The following is a 19,583-nucleotide window of genomic DNA, read 5'->3' as shown; positions in this document are numbered from 1 at the left end:
GACGCGGCTGCGCCCCGACGGCAGCGATGTTGTCGCCGTGGTCGGGGCCGCGGGCCGCACCGACGGGAAGGGGGTCAGCCGGCCTTGCCGAAGGCGGTCGCCACCTGGGTGAAGGCGGCGGTGTACGCCTGGATGCCCTCGGTCAGGTAGAAGTCGTTGTCCAGGTAGATCACCTGGTCCTTGGTGCGGAAGGTGGTCTTCTCCCACGCCTCCATGCTGTCCACGACCTTCTTCGCGGGCACGGCCGTGGTGCCCTCCTTGGCGCCGACGGCGGCGTCGCGGTCGAGCAGGATCAGCCAGTCGGGGTTGAGCTTGGCGATGGTCTCGGGGGCCAGCCCGGAGTTGTCGTGCACGGAGGTGCTCTTCTCGCCGTCGGCGCTGAGCACGTTCTTCAGGTTCAGCGGCTGGGTGAGGCGGCCGATGCGGCTGGCACCGTTGTCGATCTTGCCGGCGCTGGCGGCGCCGAGGAAGACCTTCTCGCCCTTGGTGGCGCCGGCGGCCGACTTCTGCGCCCCGTCCAGGGCGGTCACGATCTCCTTGGCCTCCTTCTCCTTGCCGAAGATCTTGCCGAGGGTCTCGGTCTGCCCCTTCAGGGAGTTGACGTATCCCCCCTTGGCTTCGTCGGACGGGGCGATGTCGATCGTCTTGGCGATCTTGGAGAGTTTGTCGTGGTGCTCGCTGAAGCGGTAGCCGCCGATGATCAGGTCCGGCTCGCTGGCGTTGATGGCCTCGAACTTCGGCTCGTGGTGGATGCCCGCGTCCTGGATCGAAGAATCGTTTCTCCAGTCGTCGTAGCCCTCCTTCGGCAGCAGCTGCTTGGGCACCGAGACGGGCTTGACGCCGAGCGCCTTGAGCGTGGCGAACGAGGTGTTGTCGAGGGCGACGACCCGGGCGGGCTTGAGCGGCACCCCAACCTCGCCCTTGGCGGTGGAGACCTTGACCTCGCCCTGACTCTTGCCGGAGCCCGACGACTTGTCCGACTCACCGCAGGCGCTCAGCACCAGACCCGTGGCCAGGACCGCGGAGGTCAGAACGATGGACTTGCGAAGGCGGGCGGAACGCACGGCGGGGAGCTCCTTGAACGAACGGCGATTGATGGGGACCAAAGGGCAGTCGACGTCGCGCAGCACGACCTGACGGCAGCACGACGGCACGACGGCAGCACGGCAGCACGGCATATGACGGTCCCGAGAAGCGCTTGAGACTTCGCTTAGCCTAACCTAAGTATTTCCGAGATCAATGCCCACCCCAACGACCCCGAACACCGCCCCGACCTCGACGAACGGCGGGCGAGCCGCACGGGGCGTCCCGGCGGGTACGGCTGGTTGCGCGACTGACGGCCGGCGGTCTTCCCGGGTCGTCAGCCGACGCTCACCGCCTGAGACGCAGGTCACAACCGCGGGTGTCACATCGGTCCCAGCCGTCGGGTCATACGGGTGTAGGCATCGACCACGACCCGGGAGCGCAACCATGGACGCCCGACTCAACCTCTTCACCAGCCCCACCACCGCTGCGGTCTTCAAGCACATCAACGCCGCCGGGAAGGCCGTCGCGGCGGCGGGCCTGCCCACCGCCACCCAGGAGCTGGTGAAGATCCGCGCCAGCCAGATCAACGGCTGCGGCTTCTGCACCGACATGCACACCAAGGAGGCTGCGCACGCCGGCGAGACCACGACCCGACTCAACCTGATCGCCACCTGGCGGGAGGCCACGGTGTTCACCGACGCCGAGCGCGCCGCGCTGGAGCTGGCGGAGGAGGGCACCCGCATCGCCGACACCGCCGGTGGCGTCAGCGACGAGGTGTGGGCGCGCGCCGCCAAGCACTTCGACGAGGGCCAACTCGCCGCGCTGGTCGCCCTCATCGCGCTGATCAACGCGTACAACCGGGTCAACGTGATCGTCCAGAACCCGGCGGGCAGCTACGAGGTCGGCCAGTTCGCGTGAGCGCAGCGCCCGGCACCGCCCGCCGGCGGCACTGACGCATCGGCAGCAGCCACGCCCCGGGGACCCGCTCACGGACCCCGGGGCTTGCTCGTGGGGCGCGCGGCCTGCCCGTGGGCCGCGACCGTCGGTCATCCGTCGCGTTGCGCCGCGGGCTCCAGACAGACCGTCATCTCGTCCATGCCGACGACGAGTTGCCCGCCCGGGGTGAGCGCGAGGGCGCGTACGGGCGGGCCCGGGCGGAAGAAGGCGCGCCCGCTCCCGCCGCCGTCGCCCTCCCCCCTCTCGTACGGGGGGTGGAACTCGACCAGGCCGTCCGCCCAGGCGACGGCCAGCGCGGGCCAGGGGCCGTGCGCGGCGAGCCCGGCGGCGAGCGCGACGACGGGGATCCCCGCCCGTTCGACCACCGGGGCGGGCATGGGGTCCGTCGCCGGGCCCCAGGCCCGCACCCGACCGTCCGCGCCCCCGCTGTACAGCAGGTGCATCGGCGTCCCGCCGCCGTCCGCACCACCGACCAACTCCGCCACGGCGACCGCGGTCACCGGCCCTTCGTGCAGCACGGCGCCGTGCTCGCCGGCGCCCGGGCCGTTCCCGGGCGACAGGGCGGACGCGTGGACGCCGCCGGCCGCGTCCCCCGCCGCCAGCAGCCCGTTCGCCGCGGCCAGGGTCCGCGCCCCGTGGCGGGTGAACGCGCGCCCGATCGCGTCGATCCGCTCGACGAGCGCGGCGGAGCCGTCGTCGACGAGCGCGGCGAGACCGGTGGCCTTCGACACCGCCAGGTCGCGGTGGTGGGCCAGTTCGCCGTGGCGGTCCAGGGTGAGCACCGTGCCGTCGCCCAGCGCGGCCACCGCCGTGGCCTGCGGCACCGCCCGCGGCAGCCGCCCGAGCGCCGTGGCATCGGCCGTCCGCAGGGAACGCACCGCGCCGAGGGGGTCCAGCGTCAGCAGCCGGCCGTCGAGTACGCCGTACCCCGCGGCCAGGGCGACGACGGGGCCGGGCCACGGCGGCAGGAGGTCATCGCGCACCCGGCTCCACACCAGCCGCCACGGCGCGCCTTCGGCGAGCGCCGCCAACTCCCCCGCGAGCCGCGGGTCTGCACCGTCACCGAGGGCGGCGCGCAGCACCAGGGCCCGCACCGCCGGGTCGCCCTCGGCGGTCAGCGCCTGCCCCGCGCGCAACCAGGCCCGGCGCAGCCCGCCGTGGTCCTCGTCGGTGGTCTCGTACGCGGTGGTGACGGCCAGCGGGTCGGCTGCGACGACCCGTGCGGGATCGGCCGGGTCCAATTCGGCGGCGGGGCGGGGTGCGGGGGCGGGCGGCGCGGCCGGGGCGGCGGCCTGCCACTGCTCGTGTCGTACGGGGTCCGTCCAGCGGGCGTCGTCGAGGTCCATCACGGCGGGGGCGTGCGCGGTGAGCCGGGCGTGCGCCGGGCTGCCGGTGGTGGTTTCGACCAGGAGCCGTACGTGCGCCAACGGCAGGAGCGCTTCGACGAGTTCGAGCAGTTCCTGTGGTGTGGTCGAGGTGTCCAGGTCGGCGAGGACGAGCACTGCGGCGCGCTCGTCGGCGGCGAGCGCGGCGACCAGTTCGGCGGGGGCGCGGGCGACAAGACCCAACTGCCCCGCCAGTTCCCACACCGCGCCGCGCACCCCCGCGCCCCGCAGCGGCGCCGTCGCGTGCACCCGGCGCGCCGCGGGGGTGCCGGGGCGCATCCCGTGGCCCGCGAGCCAGGCCAGCAGGCCCGACTTGCCGCTGTGCGCGCTGCCCGTCACCAGGCAGAGTCGGGGTGCCGCCGGGTCCGCCAGCCACGCCAGCAGGGCCGTGGCGGCGGGCTCCCGCCCCCACGCCGGCCGGCCCCAGTGCTGTCCCTCTGCATCCGTCATCAGGCCCCCACCACGACACCGGTCCGCCGGGCGCGCCCGCAAGGACCGCAAGGACCGCAAGCTCCGGCCAGGGACGATACGCAACGCAGCGCCCGGTCCGGAAGCCTCGCGCCGCCAACTCCTCAAGACCCGTGCCGCGGCGCCCCTCACGCCCGTCGCTCACGCCCCGTCGCGTACGCCCTTGTCCCACGCCTGTGCGGCCCAGCGCTCCTCGTCGAACCCTTCGGGCACCCGACCGCACGTCGAGGAGACCGAGACGGCGAGGATTCCGGTGGGCTCGTACCAGGTGACGTCGACGGTGTCGGCGGTGTTCGGGGCCCGGTAGCGGATGCTCAGGTCCGCGGCGACGCCGTCGCTGACGAGTTCCCAGCCCGCCCGCTCCAGGCGCTGGCGCACGCGCTGTTGTCCGGCGCCGGCGTCTTCGCGGGACGTGTCCGGCGCCTGCCAGGAGAGGGTGAAGCTGTGCACGCCGGGCTGGCCCTCGTCGAGGTGGACGAGCCCGCGCAGCCCGCGGTACGAGCACGTGCCGGCCCGGGCGGTCGGGTCGACCGCGGGCCTTCCGGGCAGGGCCACGTCGTCGTACGCCTGCACGGCCTGCTGGTGGAGTCGGGCGCCGACCGCGTCGGGTGACACCTGCGGATAGGCGGTGCCGCGCCAGAGGAAGGGGCCGACCGCCGCCAGGGCGACGACGGCGAGGGCACCCGCGCTCCACAGGACCGCCCGCAGGGGCCGGCGCCGGGCTCCGCGGGCGGGCTGCGGCGGCCAGCCCTGGCCGGGGCGGGGGCCGGCGGGAGGGGGCGGGGGCGGTGACGGCGGCGTGGACATGTGCGGAGCGTAGGAGGCGCCGCCCGGGCCCCGCCTGGGGTTGGGTACTCAGACTCCTCGTGAGTACGCCCCGGTCACGCCTGGCCGTGCTGCTGGGCGAGCCATTCGTCGAAGGTGGTCGGCGCGATGCGGGCGTCCGCGCCGGGCAGCAGGACCTCGCCGGCCATGGCGGGGCCGAAGACGCCGCCCGACCAGGTCGGCACCAGCTTCACCGTCCGGCCGCGCACGTGGTGGGTGCGGCGGGCCATGTCCACGAGGTCCTGGGTCTCGGGCCCGGCCACGTCGACGTACCGCCCCTTCGGTTCGCCGGCCGCGATCTCGGCGAGCACGTCAGCCACGTCGGCGGGCGCGATGGGCTGGACGAGCAGCGGCGCGATCGGCGCGACGCCGTCCCGCTCCACCCACCCCGCCACCATCTCGGCGAAGTCGTGGAACTGGGTGAACGGCACGATCGTCCACGGCACGGGTCCCTCGGCGATCAGCCGCTCCTGCTCCCGCTTGCCGGCGTAGTGCGCATTGCCCTCGGTGCGGTGGACGGCGGCGATGGAGAGCAGCACGTGGTGGCGGACGCCGGCGCGCGCCTCGGCGGCGAGCAGGGTGCGGGTGGTGGTGCCGAAGTACGCCACCGCCTCGTCCCGGTCCGTCGCCGCGCAGTTCGTGGCGTCGACGACGGCCGCGACGCCGGCGAGGGCGTCGTCGAGGCCGGCGCCGGTCGTCAGGTCCACGCCGAGCGAGCGGCTGATCCGTACGACCTCGTGGCCCTGGCCTTCGAGGGCGGCTGCGGTGAGGGAGCCGATGTGTCCGGTGGCACCGGCGATGGCGATCCTCATGGCACGTTGTCTCCTTCGGTTCGGTCGAATGCCGGTCAACGGCCGCCGGTGGCACGACGTCTGACGTGGCGACTTGTGCGGTGGCGGCTGCCGCGACGCTCACCATTGAAGACTATATGGACCCGCGATGTCCACGATAGAATCGTTTCCGTGAAGCTGCCAGTGAGTACGGAATGGGTTCTGCACTGCGCCACCGCCCTGGCGCAGCTCGAACCGGGTGCCAGCGTGTCGGCGGTCCAGTTGGCCGCGCACTACGACCTGCCGGCGCCGTACCTCGTCAAGCAGCTCAAGTCGCTGGTGAAGGCGGGCGTGTTGAGCGCGGCCACCGGTCCGCGGGGCGGGTTCCGGCTGGCGCGACCCGCGCAGGAGATCACCCTGTTGGACGTCGTCGAGGCCGTGGACGGCGCGTCGTCGCCCTACGAGTGCCGGGAGATCCGGCAGCAGGGGCGAGGGGCGGCGCCGCCGGAGGCGTGCCTCACGCCGTGCGTCCTCGCGGCGAAAATGGCCGAGGCGCACGAGGCGTGGCGCGCCTCGCTCGCCGCGACCACACTCGACGACGTCGTCGCGACGCTACCGCCGCAGGTGCCGGCCCGCACCCGGCAGTTGCTGTCGAAGCCGTCGTGACCCCGACAACGGGCTCCACGGGCTCCACAGGTCCGACGGGCTCAGACGACGGGTTCAGACGACGGGGCCCCGCGGGCGGCCGATCGTCGCGCCGCGGCCCTGCTGCGCGAGCTTGCGCGCGTCCCGGTCCGGGTGGATCAGCAGCAGCGCGACGACCGCGCCGACGGCCATGAACACACCGAGCAGCAGGAAGCCGTCGCCGTACCCGGCCGCCCGCGTGTGGCCCGCGGCCACCATGTTGCCCATCACCATCGGGGCGACGATCCCGGCCGCGCTGTAGAACCCGGTGACGATGCCGAAGACCGCACCGCGCTGGAGTGCGGGGACGACGTCGGAGAGCCCCGCGAAGCCGGCCCCGAAGCCGGCCGCGCTCAGGCAGGCGCTCAGCACCAGCAGCACGAGTTGGAGCGGGCCGCGGTCCAGGGAGGAGTAGGTGATGACGCACGCCCCGGAGCCCAGCACCATGACTGCGGGCAGCACGCCCCGGGTGACGCGGTTGCTGACCCCGCGTTCGGTCAGCGAGCGGGACCAGAACCCGACGGTGATCACGGCGGTGGCGCTGCCGAGGTAGGGCAGGGCGACCAGGTTCCCCGCGGTCGTCGCGTCGTACCCCAACCCCTCCTCCAGGTACAGCGGGAGCCAGCTCACCTTGATGGCGGTGTTGGCGTACGCGACGAAGAACAGCAGCATCGCACCGATCAGCGTCCCGGTGCGCAACAGGCTCCCGAGCGGCACCCGCCGGGGCAGCACCACCGCGGCGGTCCCGCCGTCGGGCGCCTCCTCCGCGGCGGCGGACTCGGGGCCCGCGTCGCCGCCGATCAGCCAGAGGACGACCACGACGGCGCCGAAGGCGGCGAGCACCCCGAAGGCCGCGTGCCAGGAGTGCTCACTGATGACCCAGGTCAGCACGGGCGCCGCGATCAGCGGGCCGAGTCCGGCGCCGGCGACCACGATCGAGCTGGGCACGGCGCGCTGGTGCGCGGGGAACCAGGAGTGCGCCACCTGCATCGCCAGCGCCGTCGTCGGCCCCTCGGCGAAGCCGAGCAGCACCCGGCACGCCACGATGGTGGTGAAACCCACCTGGAAGGCCATCGGCGCCAGGCTGAGCACCCACAGCGCGGCGACGCCCGCGAGCAGCCAGCGGGCCCGCACCTTCCCGCCGAGCCAGCCGCCGAGCACGGATCCGAGGGAGAAGAGCCAGAAGAAGCTGCTCTGGATGAAGCCGAAGTCACGGTCGTTCAGACCGAGTTCCTGCTTCATCCCGACGCCCGCGAGGCCGACGACGACTTTGTCGGCGAAGTTGACGAGCATCAACCCGACCAGGAGCGCCAGGACGATCCACGCCTTGCGGCGGTGGGCGGTCGAGCCCTGGTCGACCGCCTTGGACGCGTGGGGCTCGGAGCCGGGTGCCGCATGCTGATCGACGGCCATGGGTGCCTCCCTGGAACGTGGCCCGATTCCAGTGAAGTGAATCAGCAGTAACCACGGCCCCGGAGGCTGCGCAGCACGCCCCTTCCGTTATCGCCGGTTCACTTGCTGCCACGATCCCGGCCCCGTTCCCGCCCGCCGCCGACGGCCGCCCGGTCAACTTCGACACCGGCGAAAGGGCTCCAACGGCGTACCTGCACAACGCATTTACGGGTGGGGGCGCGGCCGGGGAGCCCGAGGGGGCGAGTGGGAGCGGTCGGGGGGCGACCAGGGGGCGCGGCCCACTCCGGCCGTCCGGACGTGCGGGGTGGGCCGCGTCCGGACGTCCGGGGTGGGCCGTCGAGCGCCGGCCGCCGTTCAGCGCCGGCCCAGGGTGTCCCGTATCCAGTCCGCGTACGCCGGTGCGCTGGAGTAGAGGCCGGGCCCCTGCGAGCAGGGCACCCCGGGGGCGCCGGGGCCGGAGGTCACGCCGATCAACTCCCAGCGCCCACCCTTGCCGCGCTGGAGTTGGGGGCCGCCGGAGTCGCCGTGGCAGGCCATCGCGTCCGGCACCCGGCTGATGGTGCACAGCCGGGTCTCGTCCGCGTATCCGGGGGCGCACTCCTCCTCCGCTCCCCGGCGCGTTTCGAGTTGCTGGAGGCGCTCCGCGAAGACCATCGGGGTGTCGATGGTCGTGCCGAAGCCGAGGAGTCGGGTCGGGGTGCCGGGGCGGCCGGGCCGTTCGGCGATCCGGATCGGCTTCTGCGCGACCGGCCGGTCCAGCTTCACCAGGGCCACGTCGTCCTTGTTGGCCTTCAGGTTGTGCCCGTTGACGTAGCCGGGATGGATCACGGTGCGCTCGATGGTGCGGACCGTACCGCCGGACTTGCGGTGTTCGCTGCCGATCCGGACGGTGCCCTGCGGCGTCACGCCCACGCCCGGGTCGAGGCAGTGAGCGGCCGTCAGCACCCACTGGCGGTCGATCAGCGACGCCCCGCACACCCCGTCCGGCATGCCCGTGGCGGACACCGGTATCGACGCCATGAACGAGTAGCGCTGGGTGGAGTCCTCTCCACCGACGATCGCCGTGGCGCTGCCGGCGCTCGCGGCGAGGCACGCCGCGCCGACGAGGGCGACGACCGCGGTACGCACGGAGCGGCGGCGAGGGGGCTTCGGGCTCTGCACAGGAACACCTCTGGATGTCGGGCGTCGAGGGTCACGGACGACCAGGGGGTCGTCGACGTGATCAAGCCTCTCCGCCGCGGCTCCACGGCACCATCCGGCCAGCACCCCCGTCGTACGAGCGCCCTCCCCCCTGCCGAGGAGGGAGCCCGCTACACCACGCGCCGAAACCGTTCGTCGCCCGCGCGCCACCTCCCGATCGCCCCGACACCGGCCGCCCCATGTGTTACGGATGTACCCCCACACCCCATACATCCGTTATCTGTTATCCGTTATCTGTTATCCGTCATCTGCCATCTACCTCTGCCATCCGTTAGGACACGTCACGTGGATCTGCCGCGCATCTTCACCATCCGCGAGAGCAGTCACCGCATCCACAACCCGATCACGGCCGAGAAGCTGGCGACGGTCGGCCGGGCGCTGCGGCTGAGGCCGGGGGCACGGGTGCTCGACCTCGCGAGCGGATCCGGGGAGATGCTCTGCACCTGGGCGCGCGACCTCGGCATCACGGGCACGGGGGTGGACATCAGCACCGTCTTCACCGCCCGCGCGCACTCGCGCGCCGTGGAGCTGGGCGTGACTGACCGGGTCGACTTCGTCCACGACGACGCCGCCGGGTACGTCGCCGACGAGCCGGTGGACGTCGCCGCGTGCCTGGGCGCCACCTGGATCGGGGGCGGCGTCCCGGGCACGGTCGACCTGCTCGGCCGCAGCCTGCGCCCCGGGGGCCTGCTGCTGATCGGCCATCCGCACTGGCGGCGGGAGCCGCCCGACCGGGCCACCGTGGAGGCGTGCCACGCCACCGACCCCTCCGACTACCTGCCGCTGGCCGGGTTGATCGAGCAGTTCGGACAACTCGGCCACGACGTCGTGGAGATGGTGTTGGCCGACCAGGACAGCTGGGACAGGTACCGGGCGGCGCAGTGGTTCAACCTCCGCCGCTGGCTCGACGAGAACCCGGACGACGCGATGGCGCCGCAGGTGCGGCATGCGCTGCGCACCGCCCCCGCGAGCTATGTGCAACACGAGCGCGAATACCTCGGCTGGGGCGTCTTCGCGCTGATGGCCCGCTGACGCAGCGGGCGCGAAGGTGAAAGAGGGGGGAGCCCGCGGGGCGTGAGAGGGGGCCGCACCCGCCGCCGGGGCGGGCGCGGCCCCTTCGTCCGCCGACGTGCTCCGTCACGAAGCGGGTCCGCACGAGCCTTCCAAGGACGGCTCCACGAGATGGGCCGAGTCGTCGTACCGCAAGAGGCTCCACTCCGCGCCGTCGTGGACGAACTCGCTGATCGACGTGGTCGCCGGCGAGGTGTCCGAGAAGAGCGCCGGCGGGGGCACGTCCAGCAGTCCGACGGTCGCCGCCACGACGAAGCCCGCGTGGCACACCACCATGACGTCGTCGCCGCGGTGGCGCGCGGCCAGGTCGTCCATCACCCGACGCGCCCGACCGGTGAACGCGGACCAGCTCTCCCCGCCGGGGGCGAAGGGCCGGTCGCGGTGGACCGTTATGTCGAACGTGCCGTGGACGCGGGCGTACTCCTCGGTCGAGAGCCCGTCGGCCTCGCCGAAGTCCAGCTCCCGCACACCGGGTTCGACGAGCGGTGCACCGAGTCCGAGGCCGTCCGCCAGGACGGCGGCGGTCTGGCGGGCCCGGAGGATCGGGCTGGTCAGCAGGGTGTGCGGCGGATCGTGCTCCAACCGCAGCCGGACGGTGAGTCGGGCCGCTTCGTCACGGCCGCGGTCGGTGAGTCCCAGGCAGGTGTCGCCCCCGGCGACGATCCTCTGCACGCTCGCGTGGGACTGCCCGTGTCGTACCAGTCTTACTCGGGTCGGTAATTCATGGTCGTGCGCCATTCGTGCAATTTTCCTTTTATCTGCTTGTGCGGATTTCCAGGGGCCGGGAATTCGGCACCGGCATTCAGTCGAGATGCCAGCCGCCGTCGACGGCGAGGCTCTGTCCGGTGATGAACCCAGCATCTTGGGATACCAGAAACTCCACCGCCGCCGCCACATCGCCCGGGCTGCCGTGCCGTTGTATGCACTGGCGTGCGAACTCGCGTTTCCGCCAAGCCGGATAATCGGGGTGGGACCTTTGGTCAGAACTCAACTCGATGGAGCCGGGACGAATCGAATTCACCGTAATGCCGTGCGGACCGAGTTCACGGGCGAGCGCCCGGACGAACGCCTCAAGACCGCCCTTCGCCGCGATGTACGGAACGAGTTCGACTCGACCGGTACGGGTCAGGACGGTGGACACGGCGACGATACGGCCGAAGCCCCGGGCCACCAAATGCGGGGTGACGCAGCGGACGCACGCCATGTGCGCGATCAGGTTCACGTCCACGGCCCGCCGTACGTCGGCCCCGCTGGTCTGCGACCAGGGCCGGTACTCATAGGCACCGGCGTTGCACACCAGCACCTCCAGCCGCTCCCGATGCGCGCGGACGGTCCGGTCGAACGTGTCCAATGTCTCCTGCTGCGTCAGATCGCCGACGACCGTGGCGAGGACGTCCGCGCCGGCGCGCGTCGCGCGTTCGACGGTGTCCGCGAGGCCCTGATCGGCTGCGAGGTGCGTCAGGACCAGGTCGTGGGCGGCGGCCAGGCGCACCGCGACGGCCGCCCCGAGGCCCGAGCCCGCGCCGGTCACCACCGCGACGGGCCGGGGCGGCGTCGCGGCTCCCCCGTCGGAAGCTTCCCCTTCCGAAGCTTCCCCGGCGGGAGCTGCCCGGGCGACGGCTTGCCCCTCGACGACTTCCCCGGCCGCCGCTTCCCCCGTTCCGACTTTCTCCGGCCCCGCCCCTCCCCCGTCCCGGCATTCCCCCGTCACGCCCCGCCCGCCATTTCCCCTGTCATGACTTTCCCCCTTCGTCCCCGCGCATTCCCCGGCCGCCCCGCCCATCCCGTCAGCTGCTTCGCCCACCTGCCTGCTCCGCCCCCTCTGCCGGCTCCGCTTTCGCACAATCCACGGCGCCGATCGTGCCAGTCCCGACCGGCGCCGAACCACCCCCCGTAATTCGGCCAATCCGACAAGGGACCCTGTCGCTTGCCAGAGGTCTGCGGGACTCTGTGGTCTCCGCACGTGGGTCGAGGTCGGAGGTTCTCTGTGAGCGCCAGGGACGTTGTTCGATCATCGAATGCCGAGTGTTTGGAGAGCATCAGGAGCGTGGTGGCCGGCGGCGTCAGCAGCAGCCTTCGCGCCGCCGCCATACCGGTGCCCCTGGTCGTCCGCAGCGCGGAGGGCTGTTTCATCAGGGACGTCGAGGACAGCGAACTGATCGACGTCAATATGGGATACGGGCCCCACATCTTCGGCTACGCGGACCACGAGGTCCTCGGCGCCGTCGCCGACCAGTTCACCAAGGGCCACATGACGGGCCTCCCCCACGAACTGGACTTCGAGGCCGGCCGACTGATCGCCGACCTGGTGCCCGGCGTCGAGCAGGTGCGGTTCGCCAACTCCGGTACGGAAGCGGTGGCGTCCACCCTGAGGCTGGCGCGCGCCACCACCGGCCGCACCCTCGTCGTCACCTTCGAAGCGCACTACCACGGCTGGAGCGAAACGGTCCTGCGCGCGGGCAAGTCCGCCCTCGCCGTCGCCGGCAGCACCCCGTCGGACGTCGTGCCCGGCGCCCCCGGGATGGTCCCCGAGGCCCTGGCGCACACCGCCCAACTGCCCTGGAACGACGCCGAAGCCGCCCGTCGGCTCTTCGCCCGCGACGGCGACCGGATCGCCGCGGTCATCCTGGAGCCGGTCCTGGTCAACGCGGGGGTGATCCCGCCGGCGCCCGGATTCCTCGAACTCCTGCGGGAGTTGACCCTGGACAGCGGCGCGATGCTGGTCTTCGACGAGGTGATCACCGGCTTCCGGGTGGCCCGCGGCGGCGCCCAGGAGCGCTACGGCGTCGAGCCCGACCTCACGGTGCTGTCCAAGGTGATGGGCGGGGGCGTCCCCGTCGCCGCCTTCGGCGGCCGGGCCCACGCCATGCGGATGCTCGCCAACAACGAGGCGTACCACGCCGGCGTCTACGCCGGGAACCACGCGGCGCTGCGCGCGGTCGTCGCCACCCTGACCAAGATCAGTTCCCTGCCCGAGCTGTACGACGAGTTGGAGGCCGTCGGCGGGTACGCCGAGGACGGTCTGCGGGAGGTGTTCGCCACCGAGAAGCGGGCGGTGCACATCACCAGGGTCGGCAGCCTGCTGTCGGTGGCCCTGCTCAGGTCCCCCGTGGCGGACCCGGGCGACCTGCGCTCCCTCGCGGCGGCCGTCGACCCCTCCGCGCACCGCAAGTTGCAGACGCTGGCGCAGAAGGAGGGCCTGTACTTCCATCCGAACCCGCTGGAGCCCTGGTTCCTGAGCACCGCCCACACCCGGGACGTCGTCGACAAGGCGACGGGCGCGCTGCGCCGCGCGCTCGCCGGGCTCTGATGGCGACGGCGCGCACCGCCCTCGTCGAGCTGCTGCGCGAGCGGGCCGCCGCCCTCGGGGACGCCCCGCTCGTCGGCGACGACACGGGGAGCACCGGCGCCGGCGAGCTGGTGGCGCTCGTCGACACGACCGTACGGACGCTCCGTGCGCACGGCGTCGGCCCCGGCGAGCTGGTGGGGACGGTCGCCTGGCCGCCGGCCGCGTTCATCGCCGACGTCCTCGCGACGGTGGCCGTCGGTGCGGTCGCCGTGCCGCTGTCGCACCGTTGCACGCCCTGGCAGTTGGCACGGCTCCAGGCGCAGGCACCGCTGGTGTGGCTCGCGGCCCCCGACGACTCGCCCCTGACGCTCCGCTCCCCCGTGGCCCTGCGGCCGGGGCGGACCCTGAGCCGCGGCGCGGGCGGGCCGCGACCGGCCTTCGAAGCGGCGGCCACGGCCCAGCTGACCTCGGGCACCACGGGCAGCGCCCGGCTCGCGCTGCGCCCCGCCGCCGCCCTGCTGGCCGAGGCGGAGCACTACCGCGCGGCGCTGCGCCTTCGGCCCGGTGCCGTCCTGCTGTCCCCGGTGCCGCTGCACCACGCGTACGGCTTCGGGCTGTGCGCCCTGGCGGCGCCGCTGGCGGGGGCGCGGCTGCACTGTGTGGACGCGGGCCGGCCGCGGGTGCTGCTGCGCGAGGTGGCGGCCGGCGACGTGACGCTGTTCGTCGGGGTGCCGCCGCTGCTGCGGGTGCTCGCGAAGGCGAGCCGCCCCGGCCAGCACCCCCGCGACGCCCGCGCCGTCGGCTTCCTCTCCGCCGGCATGGCGCTCGACGAGCACACCGCCGCATCGATCGCGACCCGCCTCGGCGGCCACGTCGGCGAGGTGTACGGGACCACGGAGACCGGGCCGATCTGCGTACGGGCACCACGGCCGTGGCGGTCGGGCACGCCAACGCCGGGCGTCCCGCTCCCCGGCGTCACGGTCACCCTCGCCCCGCCTGCGGACCGCGGGGCCGGGGGCGGCCGGTCGGGGCTGGTGACGGTGGTCTCGCCGTCGATGATGCTCGGATACGCACAGGGCGGGGCGATCGACGACTCCCCCGTGCTCGGCGGCTTCACCACCGGCGACCTCGGGCGCTGGGAGGGGGACGCGCTGGTCCTACAGGGCCGCCTGTCGACCTGCATCAACGTGGCCGGGGACAAGGTCAGCCCGGAGGAGGTCGAGGCCGTGCTGCTGGCGTTCCCCCAGGTGGCCTCGTGTCTGGTGGCCGGGGTGGCGGATGCGGTGCTCGGGCAGCGGATCAGCGCCACGGTCACCCCGGACTCGGTCGACCTGGACGCCCTCGACCGCTTCTGCCGGGAGCGCCTGTCCGACTCCCGGGTCCCCCATCTGTACCGCGCCGTTGCCGAGTTGGCGACGACCGAGACGGGGAAGGTCATCAGACCCGCCCCGGCCGGCGCGCCGGGAAGCGGCACGTGAGGGGGCGCGCCCGGGGGCCCGGCCGGGACCGGGGCAAGTCGACGATCTTCATGTCCCTTGCCGCTGTGCGGAGTTGACGCCCGGCGGTAGGCTGGCGCGATGTCCACAGAGCACGGCACGGCCGTCAACGGTTCGTCGAGCGACGTCGTCGAGATCATCGAGGGCGAACTCTGCTCCTACGCGGTCGAGGTCTGGGTCACCGACCCCACCGTCCTGACCGACGAGGAAGCGCTCCGGTCGATCCTCCGCAGCGCGGCCCACGCGGGCAACGCGACCGTACTCGCCGAGTCGTCACACGTCTTCCCCAACGGCGCCGTCACCGCGATGCTGCTGCTGTCCGCCTCCCACTTGTGCGTGCACACCTGGCCGGAGTTCAGACTCGCCAACATCGACCTGTTGGCCTACGGCCGGCTCAACGGCGAGCTGATGATCTCCGAGATCGAGGCGGCGCTGAAGCCGGAACGGATCAACATCTCCCGTCTGCACCGCTCCGTGCGCTGACGTAGCCGCCGCTTCCCTGCGGGAGCATTGGTCTCTGCGGCCCGGTGGGGGTTGTTCGCGCAGTTCCGCCCCCTGTGGTGCCGACCCCGTCATTTGTCTGCGGGCCGAGGGCAGGGTTCCAGGGGCGCGGGGAACTGCGCGAACAACCCACCACCGGGCCGCGGGAAACATCGCATCCGCAGGGAAACGGCGTGGGGTCAGGCGCTAGGGGTTTCCGCATGCCCCTGGGCACAGGGGGAGGAACCCACCACCGGGCCGCAGAGTCCAGCGCACCCGCAGGGATACCGCGGCGATGGTCAGTCAGCGCGGTGGTGGGTGACGAAAGCGCTGAGCTTCGCGATGGACTCCAGCGCGTCCAGGTTCAGGTCCTCCAGTGCGACGTCCACGCCGTACCGCTCCAGGATCAGGGCGAGCAGCGTCATTCCGGCGAGGGAGGTCAGGCCCACCTCGGGGCCGAACAGGGGGGTGTCGGCGGGCAGGCGGTCGATCTGCGCCCGGTCGACGCCGACGGCGCGGGCGATCAGCCCGCGGATCTCCTGCTCCAGCGCGTCCCGTGGCTCAGCGGACGTCATGACGCGGCTCCGTACTCACACTCGATCCAGGCAGGGGCTTCAGGCAGGGGCCCGTCGGTCGCACGGGCGAAGGTGACCAGCGGCGCGCTGCCGTCCTGCTCGGCGCGGAAGCCGAACTGGCGCAGCAGCAGCCGCAGTTCCATGTTGTCCGCGCCGATGCGCACCGGGGTGCGCACGGCCGGCGCGCCCGCCGCACCGGCCCGCTCCAGGAGCCAGCGCAGGAAGGCCGCGGACACCCCGCGGCCGGCGACCCGGCAGGACAGCGTGAGGAGCCGTACGTCCCAGGCGTCCGGGTCGGCCGCCGCGACGACGGCGGTGCCGACCATGCCGTACGTGCCGAACCGGTCCGTCAGCTCCACCACGGGCAGGAACCAGTCGGGCGCCTCGACCATCGACCGCACCGCGGCGGTGTCGAGCTGGATTCCGCTGGAGTTCAGCCGGTGGGTGCGGGCGGCGAGCTCCACGATCCGCGGGACGTCCGCGGGACGCGCCGTACGCAGCCGTACGCGCATGCCGCACCACCGCAGGAAGTCCTCCCGGGAGCCGGCGAAGGTCTCCTCGGCCTCCTTGCGGCGTGCCTCGTCGCGGTAGCGGGCGACCCGGCCCCGGCTCTCCTCGGTGAGGCCGGCGGGGTCCAGGGCGGGCAGGTCGAGCAGTCCGGCGGCGTCCTCGGGGGCGAGCGTCAGCACCTCGGGCAGCGCCGCGCGGACCTCGGCGCGCTCGTAGGGGTTGTCGTCCACGAGGACCAGGGACCCGAGGCCGATTCCCAGCTCCGCGGCGATGCGGCGCAGCGACTCGCTCTTGTCGTGCCAGGCGACCTGCGGGGCGAAGAAGCGGCCCGCGAGCTCCCCGTCGGCCCGCAGCTGCGCCAGGACGGAGGGGCCGGAGCGGCTGGCGACGCTGCTGAGCACCCCGCGGGCGGACAGCCGGTCGACCAGCTCCAGGACCTCGGGCCGGGGGGTCGGCAGGGTGCCGTCGGGGGATTCCAGGGCGATGCCGTCCCACAGGGTGTCGTCCAGGTCCCACACGACGCACTTGACGACCGCGTCGTCGGGGATCACTGCTGCGTACCCGCCGAGGGGAGCCGCATGGTCAGGTGCGTGGACTCGAAGCCGAACTTCCGGTAGAGGGTGCGCATCCGCACGTTCCGGACGTGGACCTTCCCCACGACCTCCTCCACGCCCTCGGACCGGACGAACTCCAGGCCCTTCTCCAGCAGCAGCTCGCCGATCTCGGTGCGCTCGGGGACGTCCGCCACCGCCAGCGAGCGGAAGTTCGCGTACCGGGCGCCGCTCATGGCGTTGGTGTTGACCGTGATCCACAGCCAGCCGTCGGCCGGCCCGTCGCCACGGCACGCCACCAGCATCCCGTCGCGGGTGCGGGTCATCGCCTTGAGGAGCTTCTTCTCGTGCACCGCGGGGTCCGTGATGGCTTCGTCGGCGAACGAGATCTTCGCGATCTCCACCTCGAATTCGGCCATCCGAGGAACGTCGTGCTCTTCGGCCCTGCGGACCGTGATACCGCCAAAATCACCTTGCATGATGCCCTCGATTGTAGCCGTCGGTGACCAGGGGCGCCGCGGCGGCCCCGGCCCCGGGTGACGTCAGCCCTCGGTGCTCTCGGCGACCAGGGTGCCGGGCCGGAACCGGGTGCCGCCGCAGGCGGTGCAGCCGGCCTGCTGGAGCTCCGTGACCGAGGCGTGGGGGGCGCCGGGGCCGACCTCGTAGCGGGCGTCGCACTCCGTGCACCGGTACTCACGGGCCCGGCGGCGCTTGTCGCGGGTGTAGAGCGGGCCCTGGTACTCGTCGACGTCGGCGAGGCCGGTGGCGTCGGTGGTGAGCAGGTGCTGGAAGAAGCCGGTGCCGCCGAGGATGCCGCTGCCCTCGTACGCGTTGAAGTTCCGGATGAAGGAGTGGGTGACCAGGCCCAGGTCCATGATCTCCCGCTGGACGTCCAACATGTCGTTGGGTCCCTTGGAGCCGAAGGAGAAGAAGATGCTGCGGGCGGGCCCGTCGGTGAGCGCCTCCACGGCCCGGGACAGGAAGAGCCGGGCGCCTTCGGCGGTGTACGGCGGGTCGGTCATGGCCGCGTCGTACTGGCTGCGCAGCCGCTGCGGCAACGGGTGCCGCAGGTCGTGCTGGGTGAGGTCGACGCGCAGGTCGAGACCGGTGGCGGTGTCCGCGATGAAGTCCAGGAACTGGGGGGCGATGTCGACCACGGCCAGCCGTGAGGTGAGCTGGATGCCGAGGGCCTTGCCGACGACGCCGATCGCCAGGGACACCAGGTCGTCGTCGCCGATCAGCACCAGGGAGCTGCCGGGGAGCAGTCCGGCGTCGATCAGCGCGAGCACCCGGCGGACCTTGGTCTCCGCGGTGCAGTGCGACTGGTCGAGGGCGAGGTCCACCGCGGGGCCGGCCGCCATGATCTCGCGCAGCTCCTCGACCGCGCCCTGGAGCCGGTCGGGGATGACGTACTCGGTGCCCTCGCAGGACGTGCAGAGCGCCGACAGCTCCAGGGTCATCCCCAGCTCCGCGGTCAGGGCCGTGCCCTCGGGGGTGAGGCGGGAGGGGCGCTCCTTGCTGAGCAGGCCCCGCTTGCGGAACTCGCCCGCGACCGCGGCGACCAGCGGCACGGGCAGCGAGGTGGCCCGGCTGACGTCGCGCACGGCGGGGGCGCCGAGGCGGCGGAAGGCGGCGAGGACACCGCGGACTCCGGGGGCGCCCTCCTGGAGGCCGACCGCGTCGGCGACCTCGTACAGGACCGCCCCCGGGGACGGGCGCAGTTGCGGGGCGGCCTTGCTCACCATGACGTCCTCACCGGGTCGGCAACTTCTTCGTGTGCGTCGTGCTGTTCGGTGTCGTGAGGGGCGGTGGTCACGCATCGTGCTCGTCGCATCGGTCGCCGTGTCGCCCGTCGGCGGGTGCACGGCGAGTGCGCGGCGGGTGCGCGTTCGGCCGCGGCGCCCTGACTCCGTGTGCATCCTACGGCGCCGTGGGTACCATCGCGGAGTGCCGCATGACAGTGCTCGGACAAGTCAGGGCACGACGGACCTGCCGCCGGGGGCGCGGGGGGCCGCGCTGCCGCTGCACTGCCGGGTCTCCGGCGCCCCGTCGGGCCGCCCCACCGTACTGCTGCACGCCCTGGGCGAGACGGGCGCGAGCTGGGACCGGCTCGCCGCCGAACTGGGCGCCCGGGGGCGTCTGCTGTACGTCCCGGACCTACGCGGTCACGGGCGCAGCCCCCGATCCGTCGGCTACTCCTTCGCCGCGATGTACGCGGACGTGGTGGCGCTGCTCGACGGGCACGGGCTCGCCGACGTCGACCTGGTGGGCCACTCGATGGGCGGCCACATCGGCTGGCTCCTCGCCCAGCGCCAGCCCTCGCGGGTGCGCCGGCTGGTGATCGAGGACACCCCGCCGCCTCCGCGGGACGCCGCGGCGGAGGCGGAACTCGCGGCCCGCGGCCCGAGCGGGGACAGTCGGGCGCAGGTGATCGCCCTGTACCGGGACTTCCGTGCGCTGCGCCGATCGGGCGGGCTGGACGTCACGGCGGTGCGGCCGATGATCGACGAGCTGCGGCGCGCCGACGCGGGTTGGTGGCGCGCCCTGGCGGACGTCACCGCGCAGACCCTGGTGATCAGCGGCGGCCTGTCGAGCCCGGTCCCCCGCCCCCTGCTGGCCGAGGTCGCGGCGCGCGTGCCGCACGGCCGGATGGCGGCGGTCGACGCGGGGCACTACGTGCACCGGGACGCCCCGGACCGCTTCGATGCGAAGGTGCTGCCGTTCCTTGCCTAGGGCGCCTTACCGGCCCCCGAAGTCGGTCATGTGCCCAGCCTTGCGGCGCCGTCGGCCCCGTCGGCCCCGTCGGCCCCGTTGGCCCCGTTGGCCCCGTTGTCAGTGGCTTGCAGCATGATGCGGGGCATGTGACGGCCTGCCCGGCAGACT

19 protein-coding genes are annotated in these 19,583 nt (G+C 73.1%); 7 read left to right on the top strand and 12 right to left on the bottom strand.

Translation table 11 applies throughout. The features are described from left to right. Positions 1-74: 74 nt before the first annotated feature. Complete coding sequence (locus ABZ842_RS23785; protein ID WP_361540037.1) at positions 75-1,064, bottom strand: ABC transporter substrate-binding protein; 990 nt, start codon at positions 1,062-1,064, stop codon at positions 75-77. Positions 1,065-1,470: 406 nt separating this feature from the next. Between ABZ842_RS23785 and ABZ842_RS23780 the strand changes: the two genes are divergently transcribed. Further along, complete coding sequence (locus tag ABZ842_RS23780; RefSeq protein WP_361540034.1) at positions 1,471-1,944, top strand: carboxymuconolactone decarboxylase family protein; 474 nt, start codon at positions 1,471-1,473, stop codon at positions 1,942-1,944. Positions 1,945-2,072: 128 nt separating this feature from the next. Here ABZ842_RS23780 and ABZ842_RS23775 read toward each other — a convergent pair whose 3' ends face one another. From ABZ842_RS23775 to ABZ842_RS23765, 3 genes are all read right to left on the bottom strand, one after another. Next, positions 2,073-3,818, bottom strand: coding sequence for a hypothetical protein (locus ABZ842_RS23775; protein WP_361540031.1), 1,746 nt, complete (start codon positions 3,816-3,818; stop codon positions 2,073-2,075). 159 nt (positions 3,819-3,977) lie between these two features. After that, positions 3,978-4,643 carry a hypothetical protein gene (locus ABZ842_RS23770; RefSeq protein ID WP_361540029.1) on the bottom strand — a complete coding sequence of 222 codons (666 nt, stop codon included), beginning with the start codon at positions 4,641-4,643 and terminating at the stop codon, positions 3,978-3,980. Positions 4,644-4,717: 74 nt separating this feature from the next. Continuing rightward, the gene (locus ABZ842_RS23765) at positions 4,718-5,473 is read right to left on the bottom strand and encodes an SDR family oxidoreductase (RefSeq protein WP_361540026.1); all 756 of its coding nucleotides are present in this window, start codon (positions 5,471-5,473) and stop codon (positions 4,718-4,720) included. 150 nt (positions 5,474-5,623) lie between these two features. On the opposite strand from ABZ842_RS23765, the gene ABZ842_RS23760 reads away from it, so the two are divergent. After that, positions 5,624-6,097 carry an Rrf2 family transcriptional regulator gene (locus ABZ842_RS23760; protein WP_361540023.1) on the top strand — a complete coding sequence of 158 codons (474 nt, stop codon included), beginning with the start codon at positions 5,624-5,626 and terminating at the stop codon, positions 6,095-6,097. 54 nt (positions 6,098-6,151) lie between these two features. On the opposite strand, the gene ABZ842_RS23755 is transcribed toward ABZ842_RS23760, so the two are convergent. Then, on the bottom strand, positions 6,152-7,528 hold the full coding sequence (locus ABZ842_RS23755) for an MFS transporter (protein WP_361540020.1): 1,377 nt from the start codon (positions 7,526-7,528) through the stop codon (positions 6,152-6,154). A 354-nt stretch (positions 7,529-7,882) separates the two neighbouring features. Then, positions 7,883-8,689, bottom strand: coding sequence for a serine protease (locus ABZ842_RS23750; protein ID WP_361540017.1), 807 nt, complete (start codon positions 8,687-8,689; stop codon positions 7,883-7,885). A gap of 324 nt (positions 8,690-9,013) precedes the next feature. Between ABZ842_RS23750 and ABZ842_RS23745 the strand changes: the two genes are divergently transcribed. Continuing rightward, positions 9,014-9,760: a class I SAM-dependent methyltransferase gene (locus ABZ842_RS23745; protein ID WP_361540015.1), complete on the top strand. Its 747-nt coding sequence runs from the start codon at positions 9,014-9,016 to the stop codon at positions 9,758-9,760. Positions 9,761-9,865: 105 nt separating this feature from the next. On the opposite strand, the gene ABZ842_RS23740 is transcribed toward ABZ842_RS23745, so the two are convergent. Beyond that, positions 9,866-10,537, bottom strand: coding sequence for a histidine phosphatase family protein (locus ABZ842_RS23740; RefSeq protein WP_361540012.1), 672 nt, complete (start codon positions 10,535-10,537; stop codon positions 9,866-9,868). 64 nt (positions 10,538-10,601) lie between these two features. Next, the gene (locus ABZ842_RS23735) at positions 10,602-11,330 is read right to left on the bottom strand and encodes an SDR family oxidoreductase (protein WP_361540268.1); all 729 of its coding nucleotides are present in this window, start codon (positions 11,328-11,330) and stop codon (positions 10,602-10,604) included. 498 nt (positions 11,331-11,828) lie between these two features. Here ABZ842_RS23735 and ABZ842_RS23730 point away from each other — a divergent pair, with 498 nt between their 5' ends. The 3 genes from ABZ842_RS23730 to ABZ842_RS23720 all read left to right on the top strand — a co-directional run bounded on the left by ABZ842_RS23730 (position 11,829) and on the right by ABZ842_RS23720 (position 15,067). Further along, the gene (locus ABZ842_RS23730; protein WP_361540009.1) at positions 11,829-13,109 is read left to right on the top strand and encodes an aminotransferase class III-fold pyridoxal phosphate-dependent enzyme; all 1,281 of its coding nucleotides are present in this window, start codon (positions 11,829-11,831) and stop codon (positions 13,107-13,109) included. Then, positions 13,109-14,566 carry a class I adenylate-forming enzyme family protein gene (locus ABZ842_RS23725; protein ID WP_361540007.1) on the top strand — a complete coding sequence of 486 codons (1,458 nt, stop codon included), beginning with the start codon at positions 13,109-13,111 and terminating at the stop codon, positions 14,564-14,566. Before ABZ842_RS23730 ends, ABZ842_RS23725 begins: the two co-directional genes overlap by 1 nt. Before the next feature lie 99 nt (positions 14,567-14,665). Then, positions 14,666-15,067 (top strand): S-adenosylmethionine decarboxylase, encoded by a 402-nt coding sequence (locus tag ABZ842_RS23720; protein ID WP_361540004.1) that lies wholly within the window; start codon positions 14,666-14,668, stop codon positions 15,065-15,067. A gap of 296 nt (positions 15,068-15,363) precedes the next feature. Here ABZ842_RS23720 and ABZ842_RS23715 read toward each other — a convergent pair whose 3' ends face one another. From ABZ842_RS23715 to ABZ842_RS23700, 4 genes are all read right to left on the bottom strand, one after another. Beyond that, complete coding sequence (locus ABZ842_RS23715) at positions 15,364-15,639, bottom strand: phosphopantetheine-binding protein (RefSeq protein ID WP_361540001.1); 276 nt, start codon at positions 15,637-15,639, stop codon at positions 15,364-15,366. Further along, positions 15,636-16,700, bottom strand: a complete 1,065-nt coding sequence (locus ABZ842_RS23710; RefSeq protein WP_361539998.1) for an HAD-IIIC family phosphatase — start codon at positions 16,698-16,700, stop codon at positions 15,636-15,638. The genes ABZ842_RS23715 and ABZ842_RS23710 overlap by 4 nt, the downstream gene beginning before the upstream one ends. Beyond that, complete coding sequence (locus ABZ842_RS23705) at positions 16,697-17,119, bottom strand: GNAT family N-acetyltransferase (RefSeq protein WP_361539995.1); 423 nt, start codon at positions 17,117-17,119, stop codon at positions 16,697-16,699. Before ABZ842_RS23705 ends, ABZ842_RS23710 begins: the two co-directional genes overlap by 4 nt. Before the next feature lie 123 nt (positions 17,120-17,242). Next, positions 17,243-18,445: a bis-aminopropyl spermidine synthase family protein gene (locus ABZ842_RS23700; protein ID WP_361539992.1), complete on the bottom strand. Its 1,203-nt coding sequence runs from the start codon at positions 18,443-18,445 to the stop codon at positions 17,243-17,245. Positions 18,446-18,647: 202 nt separating this feature from the next. Here ABZ842_RS23700 and ABZ842_RS23695 point away from each other — a divergent pair, with 202 nt between their 5' ends. Next, entirely contained in the window at positions 18,648-19,433 is a 786-nt protein-coding gene (locus tag ABZ842_RS23695; RefSeq protein WP_361539989.1) for an alpha/beta hydrolase, read from the top strand. The last annotated feature ends 150 nt before the right edge of the window (positions 19,434-19,583 follow it).

This window comes from Streptomyces sp. NPDC047315, from assembly GCF_040643215.1.
In the GTDB taxonomy this organism is placed as follows: domain Bacteria; phylum Actinomycetota; class Actinomycetes; order Streptomycetales; family Streptomycetaceae; genus Streptomyces.
Note: the sequence above shows the minus strand (reverse complement) of the source record. Positions and strands in the feature narration are given on the sequence as shown.